This window comes from Myxococcus sp. NMCA1, from assembly GCF_026810205.1.
GTDB classification, from domain to species: Bacteria; Myxococcota; Myxococcia; order Myxococcales; family Myxococcaceae; genus Myxococcus; species Myxococcus xanthus_A.
In genome coordinates this window covers 6,907,806-6,932,861 of record NZ_CP113950.1, presented here as the reverse complement: position 1 = coordinate 6,932,861, position 25,056 = coordinate 6,907,806, and the positions used below count along the sequence as shown (strand labels likewise).

Sequence of the window (25,056 nt, the reverse complement as noted above, 5' to 3'; positions counted from 1 at the left end):
GCCTTCGAGCCGTTCCGGCATGGAGTGGCCCGCGATTTCACTTCGCGTTTGAGAGCGGCACGCAGGTCACGGGGTGGCCTGCGCCGGGGGCGTCTGGGTCACGACGGAGACCTTGCCCTGCTCCTGCTGAAGGGTGTGCGTGCTGCCGGGCGCGAAGCGCTGGAACTCCTCGAGTGTTTCGGGGGGGTAGGTGATGGCGGGCTGGTCGTCGCCGTGGAAGACCACGCTGTACCGCGCGTCGCGCGCGTTTCGTTCCTTCTCGCCCTTGCCTAAGGCCTTGGCGGGCCGCAGCTCGGCGTCGGTGGGCCAGCGCGCCTCGAGCGTGGTGCCGTTCGCCTTCACGTCCCGGTCGTGCATCCAGCGCCACTCCTTCCAGGTGTACCAGGTCGCCTGGCGCGGCACGCTCCGGTAGCGCGGCTCCTGGCGTGAGCGCTGCTCGTCCACGTAGCGCGGCTCCTTGCGCTTCTTCGTCACGGAGCAGTACCGGGTGGTGCAGCTCCGACCTCCTCCGGTGCAGGTCGTCTTGCAGGTCGCGAAGCCGTTCCTGTTGCTGGTGCACTGCTCGCTGCACTTCTTGGGCGTCGTGGTGCAGTCCTCACCGCAAGCCTCCTTGGCGCGGTAGGTCTCCGTGGTGAAGCCCCGCTGGACGCGCTCCGTGTAGTGGACGGTCGTGTAGCCGGCGAGCACCTGGTCGTCATGGTGGTGGCGCTTGCCCTGTGCCTTCACCAGGAGGGCGCCTTCTGGCCGGTCCTCCTCGAAGCCCTCGTCATCCACCAGGCGGTAGCGCTCCACGCTCACCGTGTGCTCCCAGGAGACCTCCTTGACCTGGAGCGTCCGCGTCCTCTCCGGCTCCGTCTTGGGCGCTGTCGTGGCCGCCGTCGCCGCCGTCGCGGAGGCGGTCCCCTTCTTGCCGGAGGACATCCACATGGGACAGCAGCAGCCGAAGAACGCGATGATGAAGAGGATGTAGCAGCCCAGGCGCCTGTTGCTCTTCGCCCCCTTTTTCGCGTCTGGCGTGGGGCGCGTGGGCTCGGCGGGAATCGAGCCTTCGACGGCGGACGCGCCGCAGTGCTTGCAGCCGCCGTCCAGGGCCCGCTGGTCGCTCTCGCAATAGGCGCATCGCCAGTTGGGACCGGCGGTGGCCATCCTCAGCAGGGCCTCGTCGGTCACCGTGACGGCGGACGCGGTGTCCTCCGGCATCTCATACTGCTCGCTGCCGTCCTTGGCGTTCTTGCAGCCCTGGCACACCATGTAGCGGCCGAGGTTGCGGTGGTTGCAGCTCGAACAACGCCAGAACATCTCAATGTGCCGCTCAGACATCCTCTGTTTTTCCCCCTCGGGTGCGTGCCGCCGAGCGGTGCGGCCTATAGCACGGAGCGAGCCGGACGGCCGGCACGGCGAAGCCCGTGCCGCTCCCGCGTCGCTCGGAGTGCGTGGGGTGACAGCCAGGGAGAAGAACCGCGTGTAGAGAGGTATGGAGACGAATCGACGCGAGGCAATCGCAACCTGCTCGCGCGGGAAGACGGTTTCAGACCGGATTGAACGGTACGCCTGGGCGTTTGGAGTCTTGAAGAGATTGCCTACACTGCCAGCCCGCTGGCGCTCCGAGGACGTGCTTGGAGCGCCATCGTCCATCCCCATACCCCTGGAGTGTCATGCGTCGCATCATCGCCCTGCTTGCCGCGCTGAACCTGGTTGCATGTGCCCACGGTGGTGGCGCCGCGCCGGAAGCCGCCTCGGCAACGAAGCCCGCGGCGCCAAAGCCCGTCGCCACGCCTGAGGCGAAAGCGGCTGCCTCCGAGGCATCCGGACTGGCCATGAAGGGCGACAACGCGCGCGCCCTTCCCCTGTTCCGAAGCGCTTGGGAAGGCGGGGTGCGCAGCAGGAACCTAGCCTACAACGCGGCCTGCGCGGCGTCCTTGCTGGCGGAGCGCGAGGAGGCGCTGGTCTGGCTGGAGCGCGCCGTGGAGGAAGGCTTCGATGACGCGAAGCACCTCCAGAAGGACCCTGACCTGAGCAACGTCCGGAGCCTGCCCGGCTACGCGGCGCTGGAGCAGCGAGTCATCGCCGCCGAGGCGAAGCAGTACGAGGCCGCGGACCCTGTGCTGCGGGACGAGTTGCTCAAGCGCATGGACGAGGACCAGGCGGCGCGCAGTGCCCTCGTCGCATCGAACTTCCAGGATGAGGCCGCCAAGGCGAAGATGATGGACGTCGATGCGCGCAACACCACCTGGCTCAAGGGCGTCATCGCGAAGCAGGGCTGGCCGGGAAGCGCCCTGGTGGGCCGGCGCGGTACCTTCGCCGCGTGGTTGCTGGTGCAGCACGCGGACCAGGATGTGGCCTTCCAGAGCGAGGTCCTTCCGATGCTGGAGAAGTCCGTGGCGCGAGGGGAGGGCTCCGCGAAGGACCTCGCGTACCTCACGGACCGGGTGCTGGTGAATACCGGCAAGCCGCAGCGCTACGCCACCCAGTTGGAGGAGGTGGATGGAAAGACGGTGCCCAAGGCGCTGGAGGACCCCGAGAAGGTGAACGAGCGGCGCGCCGCCGTGGGGCTCGATACGCTGGAGGAATACATCGCGGCCTTCGAGCGGATGAAGGCCGCCGCCACCCAGCAGAAGCCCTGAGCCGCGGGGGGCTAACACTACTGCGTCAGGGGCCCGAGGGGTGGACGGGGAGGCCGGGTAGGCGACGTGAGGTGCGGTGGTGGTGGTTGGTGCGGTGGCAGGTGGGGCAGCGCGGCAACCAGTTGGCAATCACCCGAGCCATAGCGAGCCGTGCGGTGATGAAGCTGTCGCGGAAGTGGCGCTCAGGCCGAGAGTGACTGCGTGTGGGCTTCAGCCGCCCTTCGGGCCGAGGGGGGAAAACGCCGCGTGCGTTCCGCCACGAGGAAGGCGTAGCAACACAGCGCGACGGAAACATGGTGATGCCAGCCGGGGAAACGGCGGCCTTCGTAATGGTCCAAACCCAGTTCCCCCTTGAGGTCTTCGTAGACGCGTTCGGTTCTCCATCGCTGCATCACCAGACGGATGAGCTGCTTCTTCGTCCGGCCCTCTGGCAGGGATATCAGGAAGTAATTGGCGGGCTCGGGCTCACTGTCTCGCCACTCGATGAGCAGCCCCAGGGGCTCCTGCTCTCGCTGGTGGACGCCCGCGGCGACGACGCGGCGTAGGGCAAAGCGTGCCGACAAGGCTTCTTGCGTGCCCTGGCGCCAGGTGCACCGTCGGAAGCCGCCTCGTTCATGAATGCGCCAGGCCAGGTCCGAAACACTTCGCGCGTCCTTTCGGGGACGGCCCTTCGCATCCAGGAGGCCGACGGTCGTCTGCGCAGACACCGCGACTGCGTAATGCAAGCCCAGTGCGCGAAGTCGCGCACGGAAGCCGCTGGAGTTGCCGTAGGCGCTGTCCGCCAGGAGGACGCCCGGAGCCACCCCGTCCTCCACGGCCCGCTCAATCATTCGCAGCGCCAGTTGGGGCTTCGTCCTGAAGGAAACCTCGGCGGGGATGCGGGCCTCACGGCGACGCGCCTCGTCGTTGGCCCAGCACTCGGGGAGGTACAGCTCGAAGTCGACGGGCAGGTGCTCGGTACGAGTGGTCACGCTGAGGCTGACGCCAATCTGGCAGTTGGCCACCTTCCCCGCCGAGCCGGTGTACTGCCGCTGGACGCCCACCGAGTGCTTGCCCTGCTTGAGAAAGCCCGTGTCGTCCACAATCCATGCTTCCACCGACTCCCGCCGCGTCATCGCCTCCAGCGCGTACCTCGACGCCTCGCGCCGCACGTCCCGGTCGCTCCACCTCGAGTCCACGGCGAAGTGCAACAACCGCTGGTGCATGGCATCCACCCGCTCGGGGTTCGGACACGCGCGGGCGGCGATGGGCTCCACGCTCTTGCGCTCCCCATCCCCCAGCAGGCCCATGGCGTAGAGGGCGAACGAGCCGCGCCGGCTCTCCTCGCCGAGGACCTCGCCGATTTGCTGGAAATACCTCTCAAGCCGCTGCACCGCGGCGGCGTTCATGAAGGAGTCCATACCTGCTTCATGAGTGGGGCGGATGGCGGCCGATGCAATGAGAGCCTACCCGCCCAGCCCTCCGTCGCACACTCCCCCTTCGGCCTACCCCTGACGCAGTAGTGCTAATGGCGGCCGCGCCGAGTGGTGCGGCCGCCAGGCGCTGCGTCATTCACGAACTTTGAAGGGCCCCTCCGGCAAATGCTTGCATCTGCTGTCCTGCAATGCTTCGCGGGCACGAGACGCTTGCGCGCCAGCAACGGCTGCGCTGGACGGAGGTGGACGTCCGGCCCCCTCCCAACAAGCAGCGCGCGGTGCGCCTTGCTGGAGGGATTCTCCCTGCACGCCAACACGCACCTGCATGCCAACGACAGGCAGGGACTGGAACGGCGATGCCGCTACGGGGCGCAAGGATGTGCCGCGCCCCTGACGGATGGGAGAGCGGGGATTCGTGCTGGATCGGCGGAGTCTCGCGGCGCCCTCCCGCCCAGCCACGTGTGGCTCGGCGGGAGGGTGCCGCTCATGCGCCCGAGGCAGGCTTGCCGCGCGCGCGTCAGAGCGTGCGCATGAACGCAACCAGGTCCTTCTTCTCCTGCGCGTTGAGCCGGGTCTCCAGCACGAGGTTGAAGAACTCCACCGTGTCCTCCAGCGTCATGAGCCGCCCATCATGGAGATAGGGCGGAGAGTCCTTGATGCCTCGCAGGGGGAACGTCTTGATGGGGCCATCGGAGCCCATCACCGCGCCGTTCACCAGCCGGGGCTTGTAGAAGCGCTCCGCCTGCAGGTTGTGCATCAGGTTGTCTGTGTAATACGGCGGGAGGTGGCACACGGAGCACTGCGCCTTGCCGAAGAAGAGCGTCTGTCCGCGCATCTCCTGCTGGGTGGCCTTCTTCGGGTCCAGCTTCCCGTCGAAGCGGAGCTTGGGGGCCGGCGGGAAGTCGAGGAGAGCCTGGACCTCCGCCATGAAGTGTACCTGGCTGCCCCGCTCGAGGATGTTGACCCCTTTCTTTGTCGCGATGACCGGGTCGCCATCGAAGTACGCCGCGCGCTGCTCGAACTCGGTGAAGTCCTCCACGGTCTTCAGGGCCCGCTGTGAGCCGAACAGGCGCTGGATGTTCACCCCGCGGAGCGTCGGCGTATCGATGCGGTGGCGGAACTCCTGGGGCCGGATGTCGCCCACCAGGTGCGTGGCGCCATTGGAGTGGCCGTTGACGTGACAGTCGAAGCAGCTCACGCCCCGGCCGGGCAGCTCGGAGCGGCGGTCGGCGGTCTGATTGAACTGCTGCTGGGGAAAGGGCGTGACGAGCAGCCGGAGGCCTTCCAGTTGCTTCGGATTCAGGAGGCCGTTGAACAGCTCCTGGACGTTCATGATGGTCACCAGCTTCCCCTGCGAGACATCCCCCAGGTCCGGGCGCGTGGTGAGGAAGATGGGCGGCGGGAACTCCGGCAGCAGGTGGTCCGGCAGGTCGAAGTCGAGGTCGAACCGTGTGAGGTCCCTCCCTTCCTGCCGCTTGATTTCATCGATGTGGAACTTGGGGAAGACCATGCCGCCTTCCGGATGATTCGGGTGGGGCAATGGCATGAAGCCCGCGGGGAAGAGCCCCCTGTCTCGAATCGCCTCCGGGCTCATGGCGGCGAGGGACTCCCAGGTCACGCCCTGCGGGAGCTTCACCCGCACGCCTTCCTGGACGGCTTTCCCCCGGGACATGGTGACGCCCCGGGCCGGACGGTTCCCCAGGTCATAGCGGTGTTCGAGGAGCTGCTGGTGGCGCGCGGTGATTTTGGGCTTCTCCGCCTTCATCCGCGCCATGACGTCAGCGAAGGGCTCCGTCTGGGCCACGGGCATGTAGCTGGTGCTGCCCCGCAGCTGCACTTCCTGGGCGTGGGACATGCCTGTGTCCATCATGAAAAGGCCCATGACTGCGACAGCGATGTGTGGGATTCCCCCCTGCGGCTTCATGCAATTCCTCCTTGGGTCTGACTTCGCCCGGAATGGTGCCCTGCTGTTCAGGCAAGGTATTCAATTGCGGCGGGTGTTTGTCCGAACCGGGGGCGAACCGTTGGCCAGTTCATACGTTGGCGCTGGTCCACGCCTGCGCAGCCGGGGGCCGCACGCGCGCGAAGCGGCGGCGGTCTCCGTCTCCGCTCACGGCATCGGGGGCGTTCGGGGGTGTGTCCTCGTCCTCCCTACCGGACAGGGGCCTCGTGTCCCTGGGCCGGCGGTGTGCACGGCGCGCACGGAGGCACGTCGTGCCAGGCAGAAGCGAGAGGCGCTCAGTGCCTGGACCACCACGTGTCCGGCGCGCGTCAGGTGCAGGGTGTCGCCCTGTCGCAGCACGTGGTCCTTCACGTCCCCTTCGCAGGTGAGCCACAGCAGGCCCTCCTGACATGTGCGCGTCAGGGGCCCTCCGCCCTGCGTGCGCACGCTCCCTCAAGCCGGTGCTTCCAGCGTGTCTTCGGCAAGTACGCCCGGTCGACGGGCGCGCTGCTCATGCTGGCGCGACGGCCCTGGCTTCGCCGCCCCGTGGTGCGGCTGCTGGGGAAGACGCCCTGGCTGTTCGAGCGTATCCTGCACGGCCTCGTGACGTGAGCACGGGGGGCGGTGGCCGCCTGGGAGTTCGCGCACCGTCACCGTCGCGTGACACCGGCGGTGCACCGCTTCTGGTGTGCGCATTCCAGGTTGCCGGCCGGACCTGAACCCAGTCCACTGTTGGACTGGCACACGGACGCGGGCCCGGGCCGCGCGGGTTGGTTTCCGCGGTGTCTTGCATGGAGCGCCACACGCATGTCGAGGCTCGCATCGGTGTTGTTGCTGTTGGGGGTTCCGTGGCTCGGAGGCTGTCTCTTCGCCGGCCCGCGTCACCAGGGACCGGTGACGGAGCACTTCGACGGTAGGCACTTCCAGAACCTGGAGCCCGTCAAGCCCCTGAGTCCGGAGGAGATCATGGAGGCGCTGCGAAATGGGCCTCCTCGGGGTTCCTGGCGGGACTACGAGGAGTCTCCTCCAGGAAAGCCGCCTCCGGAGCGCGTGGGGCCGGGACAGCTCCGGGTGACGTTCATCAACCACGCCACCGTGTTGGTCCAGGCGGATGGGCTCAACATGCTGACGGACCCCATCTATTCGGACCGTCCGAGCCCGGTGTCCTTCATCGGCCCCAGGCGCGTGCGGCCTCCGGGCATCCGCTTCGAGGACCTGCCACCCATCGACGTGGTCGTGGTGAGCCACAACCACTATGACCACATGGACCTGCCGACGCTGCGGCGCCTGGAGGAGGCGCACCATCCGCGCTTCATCGTGGGCCTGGGCAACAAGGCGCTGCTGGACGACGAGGGCTTCCGCCAGGTGGTGGAGTTGGACTGGTGGCAGTCCACGGAGGTGGCTCCGGGCCGCACGGTGACGGCGGTGCCGGCGCGGCACAGCTCCAATCGCGGGCTCACCGACATCGCGGCGACGCTCTGGGCGGGCTACGTCCTCTCCACGTCCGGCGGGCCCGTCTTCTTCGCTGGAGACACGGGCTTCGGTCCCCACTTCGCGATGATGGCCGAGCGCTTCGGGCCCATGCGGCTGTCGGTGCTGCCCATTGGTGCCTACCGGCCCACCTCCTTCCGTCCGATCCACATGGGGCCGGTGGAAGCCCTCCAGGCGCACAAGGTGCTGCGCTCGTCCACGTCGGTGGCCATGCACTACGGCACCTTCGCGCTCGCGACGGATGGCCAGGACGAGGCGAAGTACCACCTGCTGTGGCTGCTGGCGCGCGAGCCCATCCGGCCACGCTTCTGGGCCCTGGGCTTCGGCGAGGGCCGGGACGTGCCCCCGCTGGACTGAGTCAGCGATTGAAGGGGGCGGAGTCGAGGACCAGGCAGGCGAAGGCGAAGCGAAAGCCCAACCGCCGCGCGAGGCTCCACGCGGCCGAGGGGGGCCTCTTCCCCATAGGTGCCCCACTCGGTCCAGCCCGCCGTGTGGGGATGGCAGAGCGCGCTGACAAGTCGCGCCGGAGTCCCTGCGCGCTCAGAGCTTCGTGCGCTTGAACAGGGTCTCCGGAATGGTCCGGATGATGAGCATGATGAGCGCCCAGATGCCGGGGACGTAGACTTCGTTCTTCCTCGCGTCCGCGGCGCTCAGCAGTCCGCGCGCCACCTTCTCCGGCGAGGCGAAGAGCTTGTTCTTCGGCAGGTGCGCCGTCATCGGCGTGTCGACGAAGCCCGGCTTCACCGTCACCACCGCCACGTTGGACTTCGCCATCCGGTTGCGCAGGCCTGGAGGAAGACGTTGAGCGCGCCCTTCGACGCGCCGTACACGTAGTTGCTCTGCCGGCCGCGGTCGCCCGCCACCGATGAAATCACCACCAGCGTGCCGGCCTTCTGCGCCTCGTGGGTGTCGAAGTCGTTCAGGTCCACCACCTGCGACGCCACCTTCGCCGCGCCGCGCGTGGCGGCGTCCATCGTCACCGCGTCGAGGTTCGCCGCGTTGCGGCCGGTGAGGTACAGCGAGGCTCCGCGCGCGGCCAGGAGCCGCACCGTCGCCTGGGCAATGGCGCTGGTGGAGCCGAGGACGAGCACTTTCTTCATGGGGAGCGAATCTCGGAAGGAAGGTCAGCGGAGGGCAAGCAGGGACTGTGGCGGGGGCGCCGCCGACGCACACCGCTCCGCGGCCAGGGAGAAGGGCAGGGACACCGGGTTCACCCGCCGCCAGAACGACGAGGAGAACGACGGGTCCACGTACTGCATGAAGCGGTCGCGCTGCGGGAAGTACGCCGCGAAGTTCTCCGGGCTCATCCGCGAGTCCTTCGCCGGGTACACCGCGCCGCCCGCCTGCCGCGTCAGCCGGTCCAGGTCCTCCACCAACTTCCATGTCTTCTCGCCGCGGTTGGCGAAGTCCATGGCCAGCGTCACGCCTCGCGTGGGAAGGACAGCCACCCCGGTGAGGGAATGCCACCGAACGTCTTCAGCACCGAGAGGAAGCTGGGCGGTCCGCCGCGCGAGCTGCGCTCCAGGATTTCCTTCAGCGCGTCGCGCGCGGTAATCGCCCGCAGCCGGACGGCCAGTCGCTCACCGCGAGCATGACGGAGCACCGGCTATCGCGGGCGGTGGGCCGGGCGGGCATCAGCCGCGAGCAGGGGCGCATCACCTGGCACGACCTGCGCCACACCTACGGGCAGCCACCTCGCCATGCGGGGTGTCCCACTCAAGGTCATCCAGGAGCTGATGGGCCACGCCACCATCGAAATGACGATGCGGTACGCTCACCTCGCGCCGGAGGCCGCGTGAGAGCGCGGTGCAGCAACTCGACCGGCCGGTACCCCTCCAGTTCCACGCCGCTCCGGCCAACGACGCCGGAGGGGCACACTGAGGGCACATAGGGAGACGGAGGAAAAAGAAAAGCCCAGCAACCCCTGAGGATTGCTGGGCTCTCAATGGCGAGGAGTACGGGACTTGAACCCGTGGCCTCCGGCGTGACAGGCCGGCGTTCTAACCAACTGAACTAACTCCCCAGATGGGGGCTGCGAGCGGCAGGGCCAAAACCCGAGCCTCTCACTAAAAGGCGAAGGGCCCGGAACCTTGCGATTCCGGGCCCTTCTTATTGGCGAGGAGTACGGGACTTGAACCCGTGGCCTCCGGCGTGACAGGCCGGCGTTCTAACCAACTGAACTAACTCCCCACATCGGTACAACAGTGGGCGGAACAGGGATTGAACCTGTGACCATCGCCTTGTAAGGGCGCCGCTCTACCGCTGAGCTATCCGCCCGTCAGGCGTCCGCCGCGCTTCGGTGAGGCCGGCTTTTATCGGCCTCATCCGACACTGTCAAGCATACGCTTCAGCAGGTCCGATCATTCCGCAAGGCCGCCCGGGCCTTGGTGGGCATCCGGGCGGCCAGTGGACTGGCTATGTGGCTACGGGATGACCGTGCCGAGGTCCCCACCCTGGAAGCCGTTACCGGTGTTACCGCTGCCGCCCCGGTCGTTCCGGTCGCCGTAGCAGAACGGCCCGCCATTGAGCGAGTAGCGGTACGCGTAGGACGTCCCGGCCGACACTCCCTCCGGCAGGCTTACGGAGTACTGATCGTTGTTGCCCTCGTCACTGCGGTACGTGGCTGCCACCCACGTCCAACCCGAGATGCCCGGGTCGCTGCTCGCGGGGCCGTAGCCGAGCTCAGCGACGACGCCAGCACCCTGGCCGCTGCCGGGCGTGACACCGTCCACGTGTAGCTGGCCGTAGACGATTCGCGGGTCACCCTCGGCGCCCGCCGCGATCTCGAAGGGCCACTGGAGGTTGCAGTAGCCGATCCCCGTGTGCTTGCCCACCGTGAGGGCGTGTTGCTGGCCCAGCGTGTACCCACCCACGTTGCTGCCGTCCTTGTCGCAGTACGTCCACGTCGTGCCGTCCGTGGAGTAGCGCAGGCTGACGGCGCGGTCGCCGGTGTAGGCAGGCGTCACGGTGGTGGAGAACTCATCCGTGTCCGCCTCACCGTCGGCCTCGCCGGTGTACTCCGCGGCCTTCCAGGTGAACGCGGCCGCCTGGGTAGACGCGTTGGCGTCCGCGGCGCCCACGCCCACCTGCACCTGGACGTTGGCGCCCGGACCCTCGCCCGCGGTGACGCCCGGGATGTGCACCCGGCCCACCACGGTGACGATGTCGCCGCTGCCCACCGTCGTGCCGCTCACGTTCAGCAGGCGGCAGTAGCTGTCCGTTGGCTCGGGGTCCGGGTTCTGCGCGCTCACCGCCAGGCTGCCCGTCAGCGCCACGTCGAAGCCGTGCTCCGGGTTGGTGCTGTTGCCGTCCGCGTCGCAGTACATGAACGCGCCGCCGTTCACCTGGAAGCGGTAGGCGAACCGGTAGCTGCCCACCGTGCCCGGGTTGGGCAGCGTGGCCTCGTACTCGTCGTTGTCCCAGAAGTCGTCCTTGAACTGGGCCGTCGTGCTCCAGTCCCACTCGTCGGATGTGGCCGGGTCCTCACCCACGGGACCCCAGCCGAGCTGGCCCACGATGTCCGCGACTTCGCCCGTGGTGGTGTCGGTGATGCCCGCCACGTTGACGTACGCGATGATGACGTGGCTGGCCGCCTCGCCTGCGGTGTACGCCAGCGACTGTGGCGTGTTGTTCCCATCCGGCCCCAGCTTGCAGTAGTTGACCACGTTGATGGCCTGGGCCTCCGTCACCGTGAGCGTGCCCATTAGCGCGGCGTCGAAGCCGGAGGTCCCGCCGCTGTTACCGTCCGCGTCGCAGTAGAGGAACGCGCCGTCGTTCACCTGGAAGCGGTAGGCGAACCGGTAGCTGCCCACCGCGCCCGGGTTGGGCAGCGTGGCCTCGTACATGTCATTAGCGCTGCCGAGGTCCGACGCGTAGGTGCCGCTCGTGGTCCAGTTCCACTGCGAGGACGTGGCCGGGTCATCACCGGCGGGCCCCCAGCCCAGCTGACCCACGATGCCCGCGCCCTGGCCGTCCGCGTTCGTCACGCCCTGCACGTACACCTGCGCCTCCACCCGGCGGCTGGGCATGGTGGTCGTCGTATACGTCACCGTCTCCGGGGTGTTGTTCCTATCCGGCCCCAGCTTGCAGTAACCGATGACGCGCGGGATGACGGGCTGGCCCGTCACGTTGAGCGTGCCGAGCTGGTCCATCTCGAAGTTCTGACCGCCATCGTCCACGCCGTTGCCGTCGCACACGCGGATGGGGCCGCCGTCGTGGTTGAAGCGCACCGCGTAGCGGTACTCGCCGTTGATGGCCGGGTTGGGCAGCGTGCCCTTCCACTGGTCATTCACCTCGAAGTTGTCCTTGTCGAAAGTCAGCTGGGCTGACCAGTTCCACAGCGGCGAGGTGCGCGGGTCCTCACCCACGGGACCCCAGCCGAGCTGGCCCGCCAGGTTCGGCCCTGCGCCTTCGCGGTCCGTCACGCCCGGCAGGTTGACCTGGGCGTACACCGTCTTCAGGCCCGACGTCTGCGTGGTCGTGTAGTTGATGGGCTCCGGCGCCGTCTGGTCGAGGCCAATCTTGCACCACGTCACCTGCGGCTTCGGCGCCTCATCACCCACGGTGAGCGTGCCCAGCTTGGTCAGGCTGAAGGTCAGCTCGCCCTCGTTGCTGTCGTTGACGCCGTCCACGTCGCAGAAGCGCCACGCGTTCTCACTGATGCTGAAGCGGTAGGCGATGCGCCAGGTTCCCACGGTGCCCGGGTTGGGCAGGTCGGCTTCCCACTCGTCGTTGTTTCCGTGGTCCGTCTTGTACTTGGCGTTGATCCACGTCCAGCCGCTGTCGCTGCTCGGGTCCGAATCCGCCGGGCCGTAGCCGAGCTGCGCCACCAGGCCCGAGCCCGCGCCACCGCCCTGGGTGACGCCCGCCGCGTACACCTGGCCGGCCACCTTGATGAGCGCGGTGTCGCCCGGCCGGTAGAAGACGTTGAGCGGCCCGCGGTTGTTGTCCGGGCCCAGCTTGCAATAGTCCACGCGGGGACGAGAGATGAACACCCGGCGCAGCATGTCCTCCGACACGCCGTTGGCGCTGCCATCGCCGTCCGCCATCACCCACGTGGCGCCGTTGTCGATGGAGAAGCGCATGGTGACGACCCACTCGCTGCGCGCACCACCAATGGCCGGCTGGAGCAGCACGGTGCCCTGGTAGATGTCCGCCTCGCGGTTGCCCGAGTCACCCTCGTAGGTGGCCTCTTCCCAGGTGTAGCTCTCCGGGTTGAGCAACTCCGCGTTCGCCGGGGCGAAGCCCACCTGCGCGCGGGTGCCGCCGCCCTGGCCCGTGCCACGGGTGATGCCGGCCACGGTGACGGCACCGCGCACGGTGGTACCCACCGGCTGACCGTTGCTGACCGCGTCCACGTTGCCGTTGAGCACCTCGGCCTGGTCGATGTTCGCCGACGGCGCGCCTTCGAAGGTGAAGCCGCCCACCAGGGTGCCGTGGGCGCTGTCGGGGTTCACCACTCGCACGTCCACCACGCCGGAGGTGGCGGTGGGGGTGTAGCCGTAGATGCGGTAGGTGTTGACCACCACCACCCGCAGGGCCTCCTGCTGGCCGAAGTAGAGCTTCGCGCCTTCCTTGAAGCCGGAGCCGTAGACGTTGATGAGCGTGTTGCCCGCGACGGGGCCGCCTGAAGGCTGGACCTCCCGCACGATGGGCGCGTTGTCGCTGGGAGAAGGACCTCCGTCTGAGTCGCCGTCACAGGCGACGACCAGCAGAGGCAGGACGAGGAAGAGGGCACGGAGACAGCGAGACGACATCGACATCACCCCTTGACGCCGCCAGCGGTCAGCCCGCCGACGAGGTGTTTCTGGAGAGCGAAGAACAAAGCCATGACCGGCGCGGAGACGATGAGCGCGCCCGCGGCGAACTTGCCCCACTCCACCTTGTGCTCGCCCACGAACCGCTGGAGCGCGACGGGCAGGGTGAAGCGGGACGGGTCATTGAGCAGCGTGGCGGCGAGGATGAACTCGTTCCACGCCGTCATGAAGGAGAAGAGCGCCGTCACGGCCAACGCGGGCCGGGCCAGCGGGAGCACCACGCGCACGAACACCTGGAAGGTGGAGGCGCCGTCCATCACCGCCGCTTCTTCCAACTCGCGTGGCAGCGTGTCGAAGTAGCCCTTGAGGTTCCAGATGCAGAAGGGCAGGGCGGTGGTGGCGTAGACGAGGACGAGCCCCGTGAGGCTGTCCAGCAGGTGCAGCTTCTGGAGGATGCTGTAGATGGGCACCATCATCAGCGTCGCCGGGAACATCTGCGTCACCAGTAGCGCCTGCATCCCGCCTTCCTTGCCGGGGAAGCGGAAGCGCGACAGCGCGTAGGCCGCGGACACCGCCAGCGTCAGGCCCACCAGCGTGGTGGCGCCCGCCACGACGATGCTCGCCAGGAGCTGCCGGCCGAACACCCACCGCCCCGCCGCGTCCGTGCCGGAGAGCACCTGCCGGAAGTGCTCCAGCGTGACGGTTTCGGGGAAGGGGTTGGCGGTGAGCGCCAGCCCGTCCGTGGGCGACAGCGCCATCTTCACCACCCAGAGCACCGGGTAGAGCGTGGCCATGCACAGCAGCGTCAGCCCGGCGTGGATGGCGGCCATCTTCAAGCGCGAGGGGCGGTTCATCCCATCACCTCCGAGGACGACCGCATCAATCGCTTGGTGAAGGCGGACCAGACCAGCAGCACCACGAAGATGAGGACCGAGTACGCCGCCGCGAAGCCGTACTGCTCGTTGCGCTGGAAGGCCCAACGGTAGGCCTCGGACACCAGGATGTCGGTGCCGCCGCCCGGCTCACCGCCGGACACCAGGTAGATGATGTTGAACATGTTGAAGGTCCACACGCTGCCCAGGATGACGGCCGGCAGCATGGCGGGCCTCAGCAGCGGCAGGGTGATGCGGCGGAACTGCGTCCATTTGCTCGCGCCGTCCACCTCCGCGGCCTCGTAGAGCTCCTGGGGGATGGACTGGAGCGCGCCCAGCGCCACCACCATCATGAAGGGAAAGCCCAGCCAGGTGTTGGTGGCCACGTTGGCCGCGAAGGCCGTGGAGAAGCGGGTGAACCAGCTCACCGGCTCCAGGTCCAGGGCGACCAGCAGGCCGTTGATGGCGCCGAACTGCCGGTGGAACATGCCCTTCCACATGAGCGCGGTGATGTAGTTGGGCACGGCCCAGGGGATGATGAGCAGCACCCGGTAGACACCCCGCAGCTTCAGCAGTGGATCCTTCAACAGCAGCGCCAGGAACAGGCCGATGCTGACGTGGAGCACCACGTTGACCACCGCCCACAGCAGCGTCACGGCCAGCGTGAAATAGAAGGACAGGGGCTCGGTGATGCTGTAGCCGCGGCTGGCCAGGATATCCACGAAGTTGGCCAGGCCCACGAAGGAGTATTCCCCTGCCTCGTGGTGGAACAGCGACAGGCTGAGGCCCACCGCGAAGGGGACGAACACCAGCACCGCCACGCCGGCCGCCGCGGGGGTGATGTACGCCACCGCCTGCGCCACATCCGGGTAACGGCGCTTGAAGGGCAGCGTCGCCGCCGGGCGCCGCAGCACATAGACGGAGCGCCCAGCGCCATGGCGCCCACCAAGCCCAGCCAGGGCAGGGGGCTGGCGTCGGGCGGGCGCTCGCGGTGCAGCGCGCGGTAGCGCCGGTCCGCCAGCGCGCCCGCGTCCTGGGGCTCGGTGCCGCCCTGGAGCACCGCGCGCAGCGCCAGCTTCATGGGCTCCCAGACGCGCGCCATCTCCAGCGTGTTGGGCATGGGCGTCGCGTGGCGGGCCGCCTCGCGGAAGGAGGAGATGAGCGTGTCCTCCCGCACCTCCTTCAGCGTGTACGCGGCCACGTCCGCCGGAATCTGCCGGCCCACCATGGCCCGCACGCGCGAGGCCTCGCCCAAGGAGATGAAGCGCGCCAGCGCCTGGGCCTGCTCCGCTCGTTTGGAGCGCGCGGATACGTAGGCCGTCTCCACGCCCAGGAAGGGGCGGATGGGGATGTTCGTGGTGCTCACCACCGGCAGCCCCACCACGCGGTAGTCCACGTTGGGGGCAATCTCCCCGGCGAACCACGGCCCGCTGATGATCATGGCGGCACGGCCGTCGTTGAAGAGGCTCTTCACCAGCGCGCCCGAGGCCTCCTGGGGGATGAAGCGCCGGTCCTGCAGGTCCTTCACAAAGGCCAGGGAGCGGGCCATCCCCTGTGTGTCGAAGCTCGCGCGGCCGTTTGCATCGAACAGCTCGCCGCCGAAGCCGAAGAGGAACCCCGCGTGGAAGTAGAAGTCGCCGCTCTCATAGGCCAGCCCGAAGCGGCCCGCGTCCGCGTCCGACAGCGCGGGCAGCATCGCCAGCAGCGCATCCGTCGTCTCCGGCGGCTGGGTCACGAGCTTCGTGTTGACGTAGAGCGCCAGCGACTTGAGCGACATGGGGTAGCCGTACACCTGGCCATCCACCTCCAGCGCCTCCACGGCGTTGGGGAAGTAGTCCTCGCGCGCCAGGCCACTGGTGGGGGCCACCAGGTGCAGCGCGTGGAAGTTGCGCAGCCGCTCGTGGTTGAAGATGAAGACGTCCGGGCCCACGCCATGGGGAATGGCGTTGGTCAGCTTGGCCGCGTAGGCGTCGTAGGGCAGGGCGAGCAGCTCCACCTGGACGCCCGTCTTCGCGGTGAAGAGCTCCGTGGCCTGGACGAGCGCCGTCTCCTCGCCGCCGCGGTACGCGTGCCACAGCTTCAGCGGCTTCTCCGTCTCAGGCGCCGCGTGCGCGCTCAGCGCCGTGGCGAGCAGCGCCAGGCCGAGCCACTGGCTCACGACGCGACCTCCAGCGAGGCGGGCTGCTCCGGATGGCGCAGCGCCTTCGCGCCGTCCTTGGAGAAGACGTGCAGCGCGTCCGCCACGGGGGCCAGGTGCACCTTGTCACCCACCACGACATTCACACCCTTGTCGAAGCGCGCCGCCACCGGACCGGCCTCCGTGTTGACGAAGGCGTACCCGTCAAAGCCCAGTCGCTCCACCGCGTCCACGGTGCCGGTGAGGGGCCCCTGGGACATCACGCGCAAATCCTGGGGACGCAGACCCAGCAGCACCGTGGCTTCCTCAGTGGCCACGTCCGCTGGACAGGGCAGGGTGAAGCCCTTGCCGGTAAACTGAGCCCCCTCGCGCCGCGCCTCCAGGAAGTTCATGGAGGGGGAGCCGAGGAACCCCGCGACGAATGGGTTGGCGGGGCGGTTGTAAAGCTCCAGCGGCGGGCCCACCTGCTGGAGGAGCCCGCCATTGAAGACGGCCACGCGGGTGGCCAGCGTCATGGCCTCCACCTGGTCGTGGGTGACGTAGATCATCGTCGCGCCCAGCCGGCGGTGCAGCCGGGCCAACTCGCCGCGCATCTGGACCCGGAGCGCGGTGTCCAGGTTGGAGAGGGGCTCGTCGAAGAGGAAGACCTTCGGGCGGCGGACGATGGCTCGCCCCATGGCCACGCGCTGGCGTTGGCCGCCGGACAGGGCCTTGGGCTTGCGCTCCAAGAGGTGGCTCAGCTCCAACATTCCGGCCACCTCCCGCACGCGCGACTCAATCTCCGTGGCGGGGAACTTCCGGAGCGTCAGGCCGAAGGCCAGATTCTCCCGCACCGTCATGTGCGGGTAGAGCGCATAGGACTGGAACACCATCGCCACGTCGCGATCACGCGGCGGAACGTCATTCACCCGGGCGCCGCCAATGCGCACCTCGCCCGCGTCCACCTGCTCCAGGCCCGCGATGAGCCGCAGCAATGTCGTCTTCCCGCACCCGGACGGGCCGACCATCACCAGGAATTCACCTTCACCCACCTGAAGGTCCACGCCCTTCACGATGAGGTTTTGGCCAAACGACTTCTTGATCCCGCTCAGGGTGACTTCGGACAAGTCGTGCTCGGAGAAATGAATGGGGAGACGGTCGCACACCTTACCCGGACGCTCCTTGTTTCCTCAAACCTCCTTGGTTGCACGCGCTACATCATTCCCAGGCGTGCATCAGTGAACGAAGGCCTGTTCCCGAGTCGAAACCGGGGCCCTGCCTTGTCAGGCACGGAAGGCGCTTGTTATGGAAACGGAGTTTTGTTGCCGGGCCGAGTCATGTCCGGACCTCGAGGTCAGCCTACCTGATGCGCACTCCCAGAATGTCCCGCCTCGTGGGCGCGGCGCTGTCCACCGCCCTGTTCATCACTGGCTGTAGCGAGAGCGACTACGTCCGGCTGTACCACAGTGATGCTCGGGCCCCGAGCTACTCGGTGGACGACATCGAGTCCCTTCGCCAGATTGGCCCCACCTACGTGGACAAGGGCGTGAACTTCGCCCTGTACTCGGAGAACGCCACCCGGCTGGAGCTGCTGCTCTTCGAAGACCCGGAGAGCAACCGCCCGGCGCGCGCCTATGAGATGACACGCTACGGCGACGTGTGGAGCGTCTACGTGGAAGGCGTGGGCGTGGGACAGCACTACGGCTTCCGCGCATGGGGACCCAACTGGGAGTTCGACCCGCGGTGGTTCCCCGGGTCCATCCATGGCTTCAAGGCGGACGCGGACGTCTACGGCAACCGCTTCAATCCAAACAAGCTGCTCACGGACCCGTACTCCAAGGCCCTGCACCGCGATCACGACTGGAGCAAGGGCAGCACGGCCAGCGGTCCGGCCCGCACGGAGGTGACTTACGCGGCCTCCGCCAAGAGCGTCCTCGTCAAGAGCGGCGACTACCAGTGGGGTGAGGTGGAGCAGCAGTGGCGCGCCAACCGCCAGGACGAGAACTGGCAGGGCCATGGCTGGCAGGACCTCATCGTCTACGAGGTCCACGCCAAGGGCTTCACGGCGGACCCCGCCAGCGGCGTGCGCTTCCCGGGCACCTACCGCGGCTTCGGTGAGAAGGCGGCCTACCTGGCTGAGCTGGGCATCACCGCGGTGGAGCTGCTGCCCATCCACGAGAAGCCGCTGGACGGTGGCTACTGGGGCTACCAGACCATCAACTTCTTCGCGCCCGAGCTGTCCTACGCGGCCTTCAAGGAGCCGCACCAGGTCATCAACGAGTTCAAGTGGATGGTGGAGCAGCTCCACAAGCACGGCATCGAGGTGATTATCGACGTCGTCTACAACCACACCGGCGAGGGGGGCCTCTGGCGCGAGAAGCTGGAGACGGATGACGTCATGCCCGGCGAGCCGCTGGAGTCCCTGGACCCCGCGGAGACGGCTGGCCTCTATTCGTTCCGCGGCATCGACAACCAGGCGTACTACGCGCTCAACCCGGACCGCCGCACGTATTGGAACAACACCGGCGTCGGTAACCAGACGCGCCCCAACCACCGGCCCACGCGCAAGCTCATCATCGACAGCCTGCGCTTCTACGTGGAAGAGCTCCACGTGGACGGCTTCCGCTTCGACCTGGCACCCATCCTGGGCGAGCGCGACGGCGACTACAACCGCTGGGACGACCCGCGCAATACCGTGCTCCAGGACGTCATCGACGACCCGGTGCTCCAGAAGTACAACACCCGCATCATGGCCGAGCCGTGGAGCGCGGGCGGCTGGTACTGCATGCCGTTGGGCGAGTTCCCCAACGCCAAGACGCAGCCGGGCAATGGCTGGTACGAGTGGAACGGCCGCTTCCGCGACTGGTGGCGCGCGTTCATGAACCAGGACGGTTGGAAGCTCAACTCCAACGAGGGTTCGCTGTGCGGCCGGCCCGGCACGGTGGACGGCGGCTTCCTGATGCATGGCAGCCAGGAGTGGTTCGAGCGCAATGGCCGCCGCCCGTATCACTCCATGAACTTCATCACCGTGCACGACGGCTTCACGATGTACGACCTGTTCGCGTACGACGAGAAGCAGAACCGCTGCGGTCCGCTGAACCCGGTGTGCTGTGACACACCGAACAGCCCCTTCTGCGACAAGGTCAGCGGTGAGGAGCACAACCGTTCCCGCAGCTGGGGGCCGATTGGCGACGAGCGCGCGGAGAGCATGCGGCGGCAGATGATTCGCAATGCCTTCATGTCGATGATGATCAGCCACGGCACGCCGATGATCCTGGGCGGCGACGAGTGGATGCGCACGCAGCTGGGCAACAACAACGCCTACTCCACGCTGTCTGACAACCCCTTCAACTGGTACCAGTGGGGCGCGTACCTGGCGCGCGACGAACGTCACCGCATGTTCGAGTTCGTGAAGGCCGCCATCCGCCTGCGCAAGGAGCACGCCTACGCCTTCGCGCCGAAGGACTATGGCAAGGGCGCGCCGCTGGCCTGGAAGAGCGCGCAGAACACCGAGGCGGCGTGGGACAGCAAGCAGTTGATGATTCACTACCACGACGCGTCCTACGGGCCGGAGTTGCTGGTGCTCATCAACATGGAGCCCCGCGCGGTGGAGTTCACGCTGCCCGAAGGCCGCAAGTGGACGCGGCTCATCGACACGCAGGCGTACTTCGACAGCCCCGCCTATCTCACGACGGCGGGCCTGGACAGCCGGTCCACGGGTAACTCGTGGCTTGATATGCCGTCACCAGTGAACGGTCCGACGTACGGGATGCCGGAAAGAACCATCGTCGTCCTGCGTGCGGAGTAGGCAGGCAAGCAGGTTGCGCTATAAGCAGGGCCCGCCCATGCGAGTCCTGCCTGCGCGCCTCGGCGCCATCCTGTTGACGTTCCTGCCGCTCGTTGCCCTGGCCGATGCGCCTCGCGATCGCTTCGGGGCAGCGGGTTACTTCCGCATCATGACCCGTCCGGACTTTTCGGGCGGCTCTGGCCAGTTGGGCTATTACTGGCTCTACGGACGGCTCCTCAACGAAAGCCCTTACGGAGAGCTCAACCTCCGGCTGGATGCGCTGCAGGCCACGCCGGGGTCCGACGAGGTGTGGGCAGAGGTTCACTCCCGTATCTCCGGCAGGTCGTTTCGTTCGGCGGACCCCGGTAATGGCTCGCTGGTGAACTTCAGCGCCGACTACCTCTTCGTCCGCGCCGGCAACATCCTGCTGGACAGGGTGACGTGGCAGCTCGGCACGCTTGAGGACCGCTGGAACGACCTGCACATCTATGACCAGCGTCCCGGCACGCTGCTCTGGGACACGGTGGGCCTGTCCGGCACGTACCAGGGCGACCGCTACGACGTCCTGCTGGCGGTGGGGGACAGCGGCTACACACTGCGCCCGAACAACTACAACACGGTGCTGACGGGTGCCGCGTCGTTCCGCTACCGGCTGATCCCCGGGCACCTGGAGGTGGGGATCCGCGGCCAGGTGGGCTACGAGCCCGCGGTGCGCGGCAACCGGAACGCGCTCTACGCGTCGCCTGGGACCAGCTACGAGAGCTTCGCGCGGCGCGAGGTGGTGCGGCGCTACTTCGAGGCCAACCCGGGCGCGGAGGACCTGGTACCGGACCTCAAGGCGCGCAGCGCGCTGTCGTACCGGGCCATGGGCTACGTGGGCTTCGGCGGAGTGGGGCCGCTGGTGTGGAGCAACCTGTACCTGACGTTCGAGAAGCGCCACCCGCAGCCCTTCTACACGGAGAACTTCCGGGGCCGGGACTGGACCGTGTACGTCACGGACCAGACCGACGAGCGCTACGACGCCAACCTCGGCAACGAGGCCTACCTGCGCATCATCCCCGACAAGCTGGAGGCGCTCTGGGGCGTGTGGGCCGGCTACTCGTTCAACAAGGACAACAAGATCGCCGCGGGTGAGGACAACCGCGTCATCGCCTCCACGGTGCTTCGCCTTCAGTACTTCCTCACCGACAGGGTTCACCTCCTGGCGGAGAGCAGCATCGCGCGCGAGAAGAGCCTGAACGGCAATCTCTACCGCAACCATGTGGACTCGGTGTTCACCAGCACCGACGGCATGGCGGACGCGCGCGGCCTGGAGTTCGGTGACAGCGATACGCGCGACACCTGGCAGTTCAAGGCCGGTGTGGTGCTCAACCCCACGGGCCGCGGCATCTACGCGCGCCCCAGCTTGCGGCTGCTGTACGGGCTCCAGCGCTCCACCCAACATGCGGCGTTCGGCAACTCCTTCGTGGACAGCCTGGACCAGTACAACGTTTACGTCGGCCCCGAGCGTCACTGGCACTCGGTGGTCGCGATTGAGGCCGAAGGATGGTTCTGACAAGGCGATGGAGCGTGGTGGTCTCCCTCACCGCGGCGCTGGCCGCGGTGACGCTCGCGGCGTGTCTGCCCCGCGCGGCGCCTCCGCCCCTGGCGCCCAGCGGCACGGTGGTCGCCGTGGCCTACGTGCGGGATGACGCGAGGCGGGCCGGCGTGGTGGCGGACGTCCCGGAAGGACTGAAGCAGCGCATCGCGGAGACCCTGGCCAGGCGCAACCTGCGCGTGGAGGTGGTGCCCTACGCGGACTACGCCGCCTACTTCGCGAAGGTGCGCGACTCGCAGCGCCGCTTCGAGATGCTGAAGGCGCTGACGCCGGAGGCGCCGTTGCACCTGCTGGTGGAGACGCGGGTGTCGTTCTTCAGCCAGGTGGGGGGCCGCTTCTCGTGGGACATCTCGGTGCGGACCACGGGCGCGCGCGCGGACTCCGCCATGGCGCCCACCGTCGTCACCCAGGACTACGGCGCGGCGCTTCAGTTCGACCAGCAGCGCGAGGACGATGCGCAGTTGGAGGTGGCCACGCAGATTGCCGGACAGGCGGGCGCGCTGTTCGACTCCTTCTTGGCCTCGCCCTTCCTGGTTCCGGACACGGACGGGGGGCCGGGCACGGTGCCGGGCCTCGACGCGCCGGCCGGACCGGGCATCGAGCCGGGCACGGGCACGCCGGATGTGCCCCAGCCCTACCGGGGTTCGTGGGAGCCGCCGGCGGGAGAGGCGGTCTACTTTGTGATGGTGGACCGCTTCTCCAATGGAGACCCGAAGAACGACGGTGCAGTGGACCTGGAGGACGCGCAGGCCTTTCACGGCGGAGACCTGCGAGGAGTCATTGACCGACTGGACGGGCTGCGGCAGCTCGGTGTCCGCACGGTGTGGCTTTCACCCGTCTTCCAGATGCGCACCGACAAGTTCCATGGGTACGGCGCCTTCCACGGTTACTGGGTGGAGGACTTCGGTCAGGTGGAACCGCGCTTCGGAGACGAGGCCCTGCTGAAGACGCTGGCGGCGGAGTTGCGCCGCCGGGACATGCGGCTGGTGCTGGACGTGGTGCTCAACCACGTGGGGCCGGAGACGCGCCTGTCGCGTGAGCGGCCCGACTGGTTCCACGGCCAGGGGCCCATCAAGGACTGGAACGATTCACGCGAGCTGGTGATGGGAGACGTGCACGGCCTGCCGGACCTCGCCGTGGAGAAGGAAGACGTGTACGCGCACCTGCTGGCGCATTCGCGCCGGTGGGTGGACGTGCTCCAGCCCGCGGGCTTCCGGCTGGACGCGGTGAAGCACATGCCCACCTCCTTCTGGGCTCGCTACAACGACGACTTGCGCCAGCACGCGGGGCCGGACTTCCTGCTGTTGGGGGAGATGCTGGACGGCGACCCGGTGCTGCTGTCGAACACGATGAAGGAAGGCCGCTTCGGGACGATGTTCGACTTCCCGCTGGCCTTCGCGCTGGTGGACGTCTTCTGTAGGGACCGCTCCCCGTCGCACCTGGGCGCCATCCTCTTCAACGACCGGCTGTACCCGGCGCCGGGCTCGCTCGTGACGATGGTGGACAACCACGACCTGCCCCGGGTGATGAGCGAGTGCGGTGGTGACGTGGAGCGGGTGAAGCGGGCGTTGGCGGTGCAGCTCACCGCGCGCGGCGTGCCAGCGCTCACCTACGGCACCGAGGAGGGCCTGACGGGCGCGAAGGAGCCGGAGAACCGGGGCGACATGCGCTTCACGAACCACCCGCTGCGGTCGTGGCTTGGCGGGTTGCTGGCGTTGCGTCGAGGCAGTGAGGCCCTCCAGCGTGGCGAGACGTTGATGCTCGCCGCCCGGGAGGACCTCTTCGCCTACGCCCGCGTCACCGCCGACGAGGCCGTCGTCATCGCCGTGAATACCCGTGACAGCGCCGTGGACGTGCCGCTGCCCGACGGGCTGGCCGGCGCGAAGCTGGAGCCGCTGGCCCTGGCGCCGCCGTTGGCCGCCGGGGCGCGGGCTTCATGCGCGTGCCCGCCGGCGAGGTGGCCCTGGCGCGGCTGAAGCCCCTGGCGGCGGGCGGTTTCGCCACGGCGGCGAGGCTCGCGGGTCTGCGGTGGCGGGGGATGGGCGCGCGGCGCAAGGTGGAGCTGGCCGTGGATGACCCGTCGGTGCGGTTGGTGGGCAGCGGGCCGGAGCTGGGCGGGTGGAAACCCGAGCGCTCGCTTCGTCCAGGGCCCGACGGCTTCGCGCTGTCGCTGCCCGTGGGCGCCGTCTTCGAGTACAAGCTCCTGCGCGACCGCTCCCAGGGCACGTTTGACTGGGAGGACGGCGCCAACCGTCTGCTGTTCGTGGACGAGGGCACCGGGCCGCTGCGCCAGACGCTGGCTTGGAGCCAGCGCTGACCGCATCTGTTTCCTTTCGCCCCGCCTGGCGCGGGGCCCACTCCGAGGTTCGAAGTGAACGACCGACTCCTCCGCGCGGCGCGCCGCCAGCCCACTGACACGACGCCGGTATGGCTGATGCGCCAGGCGGGCCGCTACCTGCCCGAGTACCGGGCCATCCGCGGCAACATCGCCTTCCTGGACCTGTGCAAGCACCCGGACCTGGCGGCGGAAGTCACCGTCCAGCCGGTGACGCGGCTGGGTGTGGACGCGGCCATCATCTTCTCGGACATCCTCATCCCGGTGGAGGCCATGGGCATCACCCTGGAGCTGGGGGACAAGGGGCCGCACTTCCCCAACCCCGTGCGCTCCGCGGCGGACATCGACAAGCTGGGCGTGCCCGACCCGGTGGAGGGCACCGGCTTCGTGGCCGAGGCCATCCGCCGCACGCGCAAGGCGCTCAATGACTCCGTGCCCGTCATTGGCTTCGCGGGCGCGCCCTTCACCCTGGCCGCGTACATGGTGGAGGGTGGCGGCTCCAAGAGCTACATCCTCATCAAGCGGCTGATGTTCGAGCAGCCCGAGCTGGCGCACCGCCTCTTCGGCAAGCTCACCGACACGCTCATCCCCTACCTGAAGATGCAGGTGGAGGCGGGCGCGAGCATCGTCCAGATTTTCGACTCGTGGGGCGGCGCGCTGTCGCCATGGGACTACGAGCGCTTCTGCATTCCCTACCTCAAGCGCATGGTGTCCGAGCTGAAGGCCACCGGCGTGCCCGTCATCGTGTTCGGCGTGGGCATGTCCAACCACCTGCCGCTGCTCAAGAGCACGGGCGCGGACGTGGTGGGCCTGGACTGGACGTTGCCCATGGACGAGGGCCGGAAGGTGCTGGGGCCGGACGTGGCGGTGCAGGGCAACCTGGACCCGCTGCACCTGTTCCTCCCCCGCGAGGAGCTGGACGGCCGCGTGAAGGACATCCTCCGCCGCGCGGGCCCCGAAGGGCACATCTTCAACCTGGGCCACGGCATCCTCCCGCCCACGGACCCCGACGCCGCGAAGTTCCTGGTGGAGGCCGTCCACCGCCACGGCGTGGCCCTGCGCCAGGGCACGCTGGGCGCCTAGGGTCGTCTTCCCCCGGGACGGCCAGCCGCCCCGGGGGG

17 protein-coding genes, 3 tRNA genes and 3 pseudogenes are annotated in these 25,056 nt (G+C 68.1%); 9 read left to right on the top strand and 14 right to left on the bottom strand.

Going from position 1 to position 25,056, the window contains the following annotated elements; genetic code table 11:
- Positions 1–66 precede the first annotated feature (66 nt).
- Entirely contained in the window at positions 67–1,320 is a 1,254-nt protein-coding gene (locus OZ403_RS28510) for a hypothetical protein (protein ID WP_268782252.1), read from the bottom strand.
- 335 nt (positions 1,321–1,655) lie between these two features.
- Here OZ403_RS28510 and OZ403_RS28505 point away from each other — a divergent pair, with 335 nt between their 5' ends.
- Positions 1,656–2,624 carry a DUF6624 domain-containing protein gene (locus tag OZ403_RS28505; RefSeq protein WP_140856425.1) on the top strand — a complete coding sequence of 323 codons (969 nt, stop codon included), beginning with the start codon at positions 1,656–1,658 and terminating at the stop codon, positions 2,622–2,624.
- A gap of 182 nt (positions 2,625–2,806) precedes the next feature.
- On the opposite strand, the gene OZ403_RS28500 is transcribed toward OZ403_RS28505, so the two are convergent.
- The 3 genes from OZ403_RS28500 to OZ403_RS28490 all read right to left on the bottom strand — a co-directional run bounded on the left by OZ403_RS28500 (position 2,807) and on the right by OZ403_RS28490 (position 6,353).
- The gene (locus OZ403_RS28500; RefSeq protein WP_442929817.1) at positions 2,807–4,012 is read right to left on the bottom strand and encodes an IS701 family transposase; all 1,206 of its coding nucleotides are present in this window, start codon (positions 4,010–4,012) and stop codon (positions 2,807–2,809) included.
- A gap of 544 nt (positions 4,013–4,556) precedes the next feature.
- Entirely contained in the window at positions 4,557–5,894 is a 1,338-nt protein-coding gene (locus OZ403_RS28495; protein ID WP_268782251.1) for a cytochrome B6, read from the bottom strand.
- Between the two features lie 255 nt (positions 5,895–6,149).
- Positions 6,150–6,353: a hypothetical protein gene (locus tag OZ403_RS28490; protein WP_268784909.1), complete on the bottom strand. Its 204-nt coding sequence runs from the start codon at positions 6,351–6,353 to the stop codon at positions 6,150–6,152.
- Here OZ403_RS28490 and OZ403_RS28485 point away from each other — a divergent pair.
- Together OZ403_RS28485 and OZ403_RS28480 are read left to right on the top strand one after the other, a co-directional pair.
- On the top strand, positions 6,297–6,593 hold the full coding sequence (locus tag OZ403_RS28485; RefSeq protein ID WP_268784936.1) for a hypothetical protein: 297 nt from the start codon (positions 6,297–6,299) through the stop codon (positions 6,591–6,593). The genes OZ403_RS28490 and OZ403_RS28485 overlap by 57 nt on opposite strands.
- 195 nt (positions 6,594–6,788) lie before the next feature.
- Complete coding sequence (locus tag OZ403_RS28480) at positions 6,789–7,829, top strand: MBL fold metallo-hydrolase (RefSeq protein WP_174258910.1); 1,041 nt, start codon at positions 6,789–6,791, stop codon at positions 7,827–7,829.
- Between the two features lie 183 nt (positions 7,830–8,012).
- Here OZ403_RS28480 and OZ403_RS39525 read toward each other — a convergent pair.
- Positions 8,013–8,572: pseudogene (locus tag OZ403_RS39525) on the bottom strand (SDR family NAD(P)-dependent oxidoreductase).
- Positions 8,573–8,596: 24 nt separating this feature from the next.
- Positions 8,597–9,024: pseudogene (locus OZ403_RS28465) on the bottom strand (FAD-binding protein); the annotation flags it as partial.
- A gap of 9 nt (positions 9,025–9,033) precedes the next feature.
- Here OZ403_RS28465 and OZ403_RS28455 point away from each other — a divergent pair.
- A pseudogene (locus OZ403_RS28455) lies at positions 9,034–9,353 on the top strand (tyrosine-type recombinase/integrase); the annotation flags it as partial.
- A gap of 65 nt (positions 9,354–9,418) precedes the next feature.
- Here the strand turns inward: OZ403_RS28455 and OZ403_RS28450 are convergent.
- The 8 genes from OZ403_RS28450 to OZ403_RS28415 all read right to left on the bottom strand — a co-directional run bounded on the left by OZ403_RS28450 (position 9,419) and on the right by OZ403_RS28415 (position 17,343).
- A tRNA-Asp gene (locus OZ403_RS28450) sits at positions 9,419–9,495 on the bottom strand.
- Positions 9,496–9,585: 90 nt separating this feature from the next.
- Positions 9,586–9,662 (bottom strand) — tRNA-Asp (locus OZ403_RS28445).
- Positions 9,663–9,677: 15 nt separating this feature from the next.
- Positions 9,678–9,749 (bottom strand) — tRNA-Val (locus OZ403_RS28440).
- 146 nt (positions 9,750–9,895) lie between these two features.
- The gene (locus OZ403_RS28435; RefSeq protein WP_268782248.1) at positions 9,896–13,228 is read right to left on the bottom strand and encodes an IPT/TIG domain-containing protein; all 3,333 of its coding nucleotides are present in this window, start codon (positions 13,226–13,228) and stop codon (positions 9,896–9,898) included.
- A gap of 5 nt (positions 13,229–13,233) precedes the next feature.
- Positions 13,234–14,082 carry a sugar ABC transporter permease gene (locus tag OZ403_RS28430; protein WP_090490031.1) on the bottom strand — a complete coding sequence of 283 codons (849 nt, stop codon included), beginning with the start codon at positions 14,080–14,082 and terminating at the stop codon, positions 13,234–13,236.
- The gene (locus OZ403_RS28425; RefSeq protein ID WP_268782247.1) at positions 14,079–14,840 is read right to left on the bottom strand and encodes a carbohydrate ABC transporter permease; all 762 of its coding nucleotides are present in this window, start codon (positions 14,838–14,840) and stop codon (positions 14,079–14,081) included. The genes OZ403_RS28430 and OZ403_RS28425 overlap by 4 nt, the downstream gene beginning before the upstream one ends.
- Complete coding sequence (locus OZ403_RS28420; RefSeq protein WP_268782246.1) at positions 14,753–16,258, bottom strand: extracellular solute-binding protein; 1,506 nt, start codon at positions 16,256–16,258, stop codon at positions 14,753–14,755. The genes OZ403_RS28425 and OZ403_RS28420 overlap by 88 nt, the downstream gene beginning before the upstream one ends.
- A complete protein-coding gene (locus tag OZ403_RS28415) occupies positions 16,255–17,343 on the bottom strand; it encodes an ABC transporter ATP-binding protein (RefSeq protein ID WP_174259433.1) in 1,089 nt (362 codons plus the stop codon). The genes OZ403_RS28420 and OZ403_RS28415 overlap by 4 nt, the downstream gene beginning before the upstream one ends.
- A gap of 239 nt (positions 17,344–17,582) precedes the next feature.
- Between OZ403_RS28415 and OZ403_RS28410 the strand changes: the two genes are divergently transcribed.
- The 5 genes from OZ403_RS28410 to hemE are packed head-to-tail and all read left to right on the top strand — an operon-like array spanning position 17,583 to position 25,018.
- Positions 17,583–20,024, top strand: a complete 2,442-nt coding sequence (locus tag OZ403_RS28410) for a glycogen debranching protein (RefSeq protein WP_140799545.1) — start codon at positions 17,583–17,585, stop codon at positions 20,022–20,024.
- A 37-nt stretch (positions 20,025–20,061) separates the two neighbouring features.
- Positions 20,062–21,558 (top strand): hypothetical protein, encoded by a 1,497-nt coding sequence (locus OZ403_RS28405; protein ID WP_237077486.1) that lies wholly within the window; start codon positions 20,062–20,064, stop codon positions 21,556–21,558.
- A gap of 14 nt (positions 21,559–21,572) precedes the next feature.
- Positions 21,573–23,576, top strand: coding sequence for an alpha-amylase family glycosyl hydrolase (locus OZ403_RS28400; protein WP_268782245.1), 2,004 nt, complete (start codon positions 21,573–21,575; stop codon positions 23,574–23,576).
- On the top strand, positions 23,537–23,917 hold the full coding sequence (locus OZ403_RS28395) for a CBM20 domain-containing protein (RefSeq protein ID WP_268782244.1): 381 nt from the start codon (positions 23,537–23,539) through the stop codon (positions 23,915–23,917). Before OZ403_RS28400 ends, OZ403_RS28395 begins: the two co-directional genes overlap by 40 nt.
- 54 nt (positions 23,918–23,971) lie before the next feature.
- Positions 23,972–25,018, top strand: coding sequence for a uroporphyrinogen decarboxylase (gene hemE / locus OZ403_RS28390; protein WP_140794476.1), 1,047 nt, complete (start codon positions 23,972–23,974; stop codon positions 25,016–25,018).
- Positions 25,019–25,056: the final 38 nt, after the last annotated feature.

What these genes read in the sequence shown, in the direction of transcription:
- OZ403_RS28495 (WP_268782251.1), bottom strand. Translation starts at nt 5,894, where the DNA reads ATGTCCCACGCCCAGGAAGTGCAGCTGCGGGGCAGCACCAGCTACATG.
- OZ403_RS28405 (WP_237077486.1), top strand. Translation starts at nt 20,062, where the DNA reads ATGCGAGTCCTGCCTGCGCGCCTCGGCGCCATCCTGTTGACGTTCCTG.
- OZ403_RS28505 (WP_140856425.1), top strand. Translation starts at nt 1,656, where the DNA reads ATGCGTCGCATCATCGCCCTGCTTGCCGCGCTGAACCTGGTTGCATGT.
- OZ403_RS28435 (WP_268782248.1), bottom strand. Translation starts at nt 13,228, where the DNA reads ATGTCGTCTCGCTGTCTCCGTGCCCTCTTCCTCGTCCTGCCTCTGCTG.
- OZ403_RS28410 (WP_140799545.1), top strand. Translation starts at nt 17,583, where the DNA reads ATGCGCACTCCCAGAATGTCCCGCCTCGTGGGCGCGGCGCTGTCCACC.
- OZ403_RS28430 (WP_090490031.1), bottom strand. Translation starts at nt 14,082, where the DNA reads ATGAACCGCCCCTCGCGCTTGAAGATGGCCGCCATCCACGCCGGGCTG.
- OZ403_RS28395 (WP_268782244.1), top strand. Translation starts at nt 23,537, where the DNA reads ATGCGCGTGCCCGCCGGCGAGGTGGCCCTGGCGCGGCTGAAGCCCCTG.
- OZ403_RS28510 (WP_268782252.1), bottom strand. Translation starts at nt 1,320, where the DNA reads ATGTCTGAGCGGCACATTGAGATGTTCTGGCGTTGTTCGAGCTGCAAC.
- OZ403_RS28500 (WP_442929817.1), bottom strand. Translation starts at nt 4,012, where the DNA reads ATGAACGCCGCCGCGGTGCAGCGGCTTGAGAGGTATTTCCAGCAAATC.
- OZ403_RS28480 (WP_174258910.1), top strand. Translation starts at nt 6,789, where the DNA reads ATGTCGAGGCTCGCATCGGTGTTGTTGCTGTTGGGGGTTCCGTGGCTC.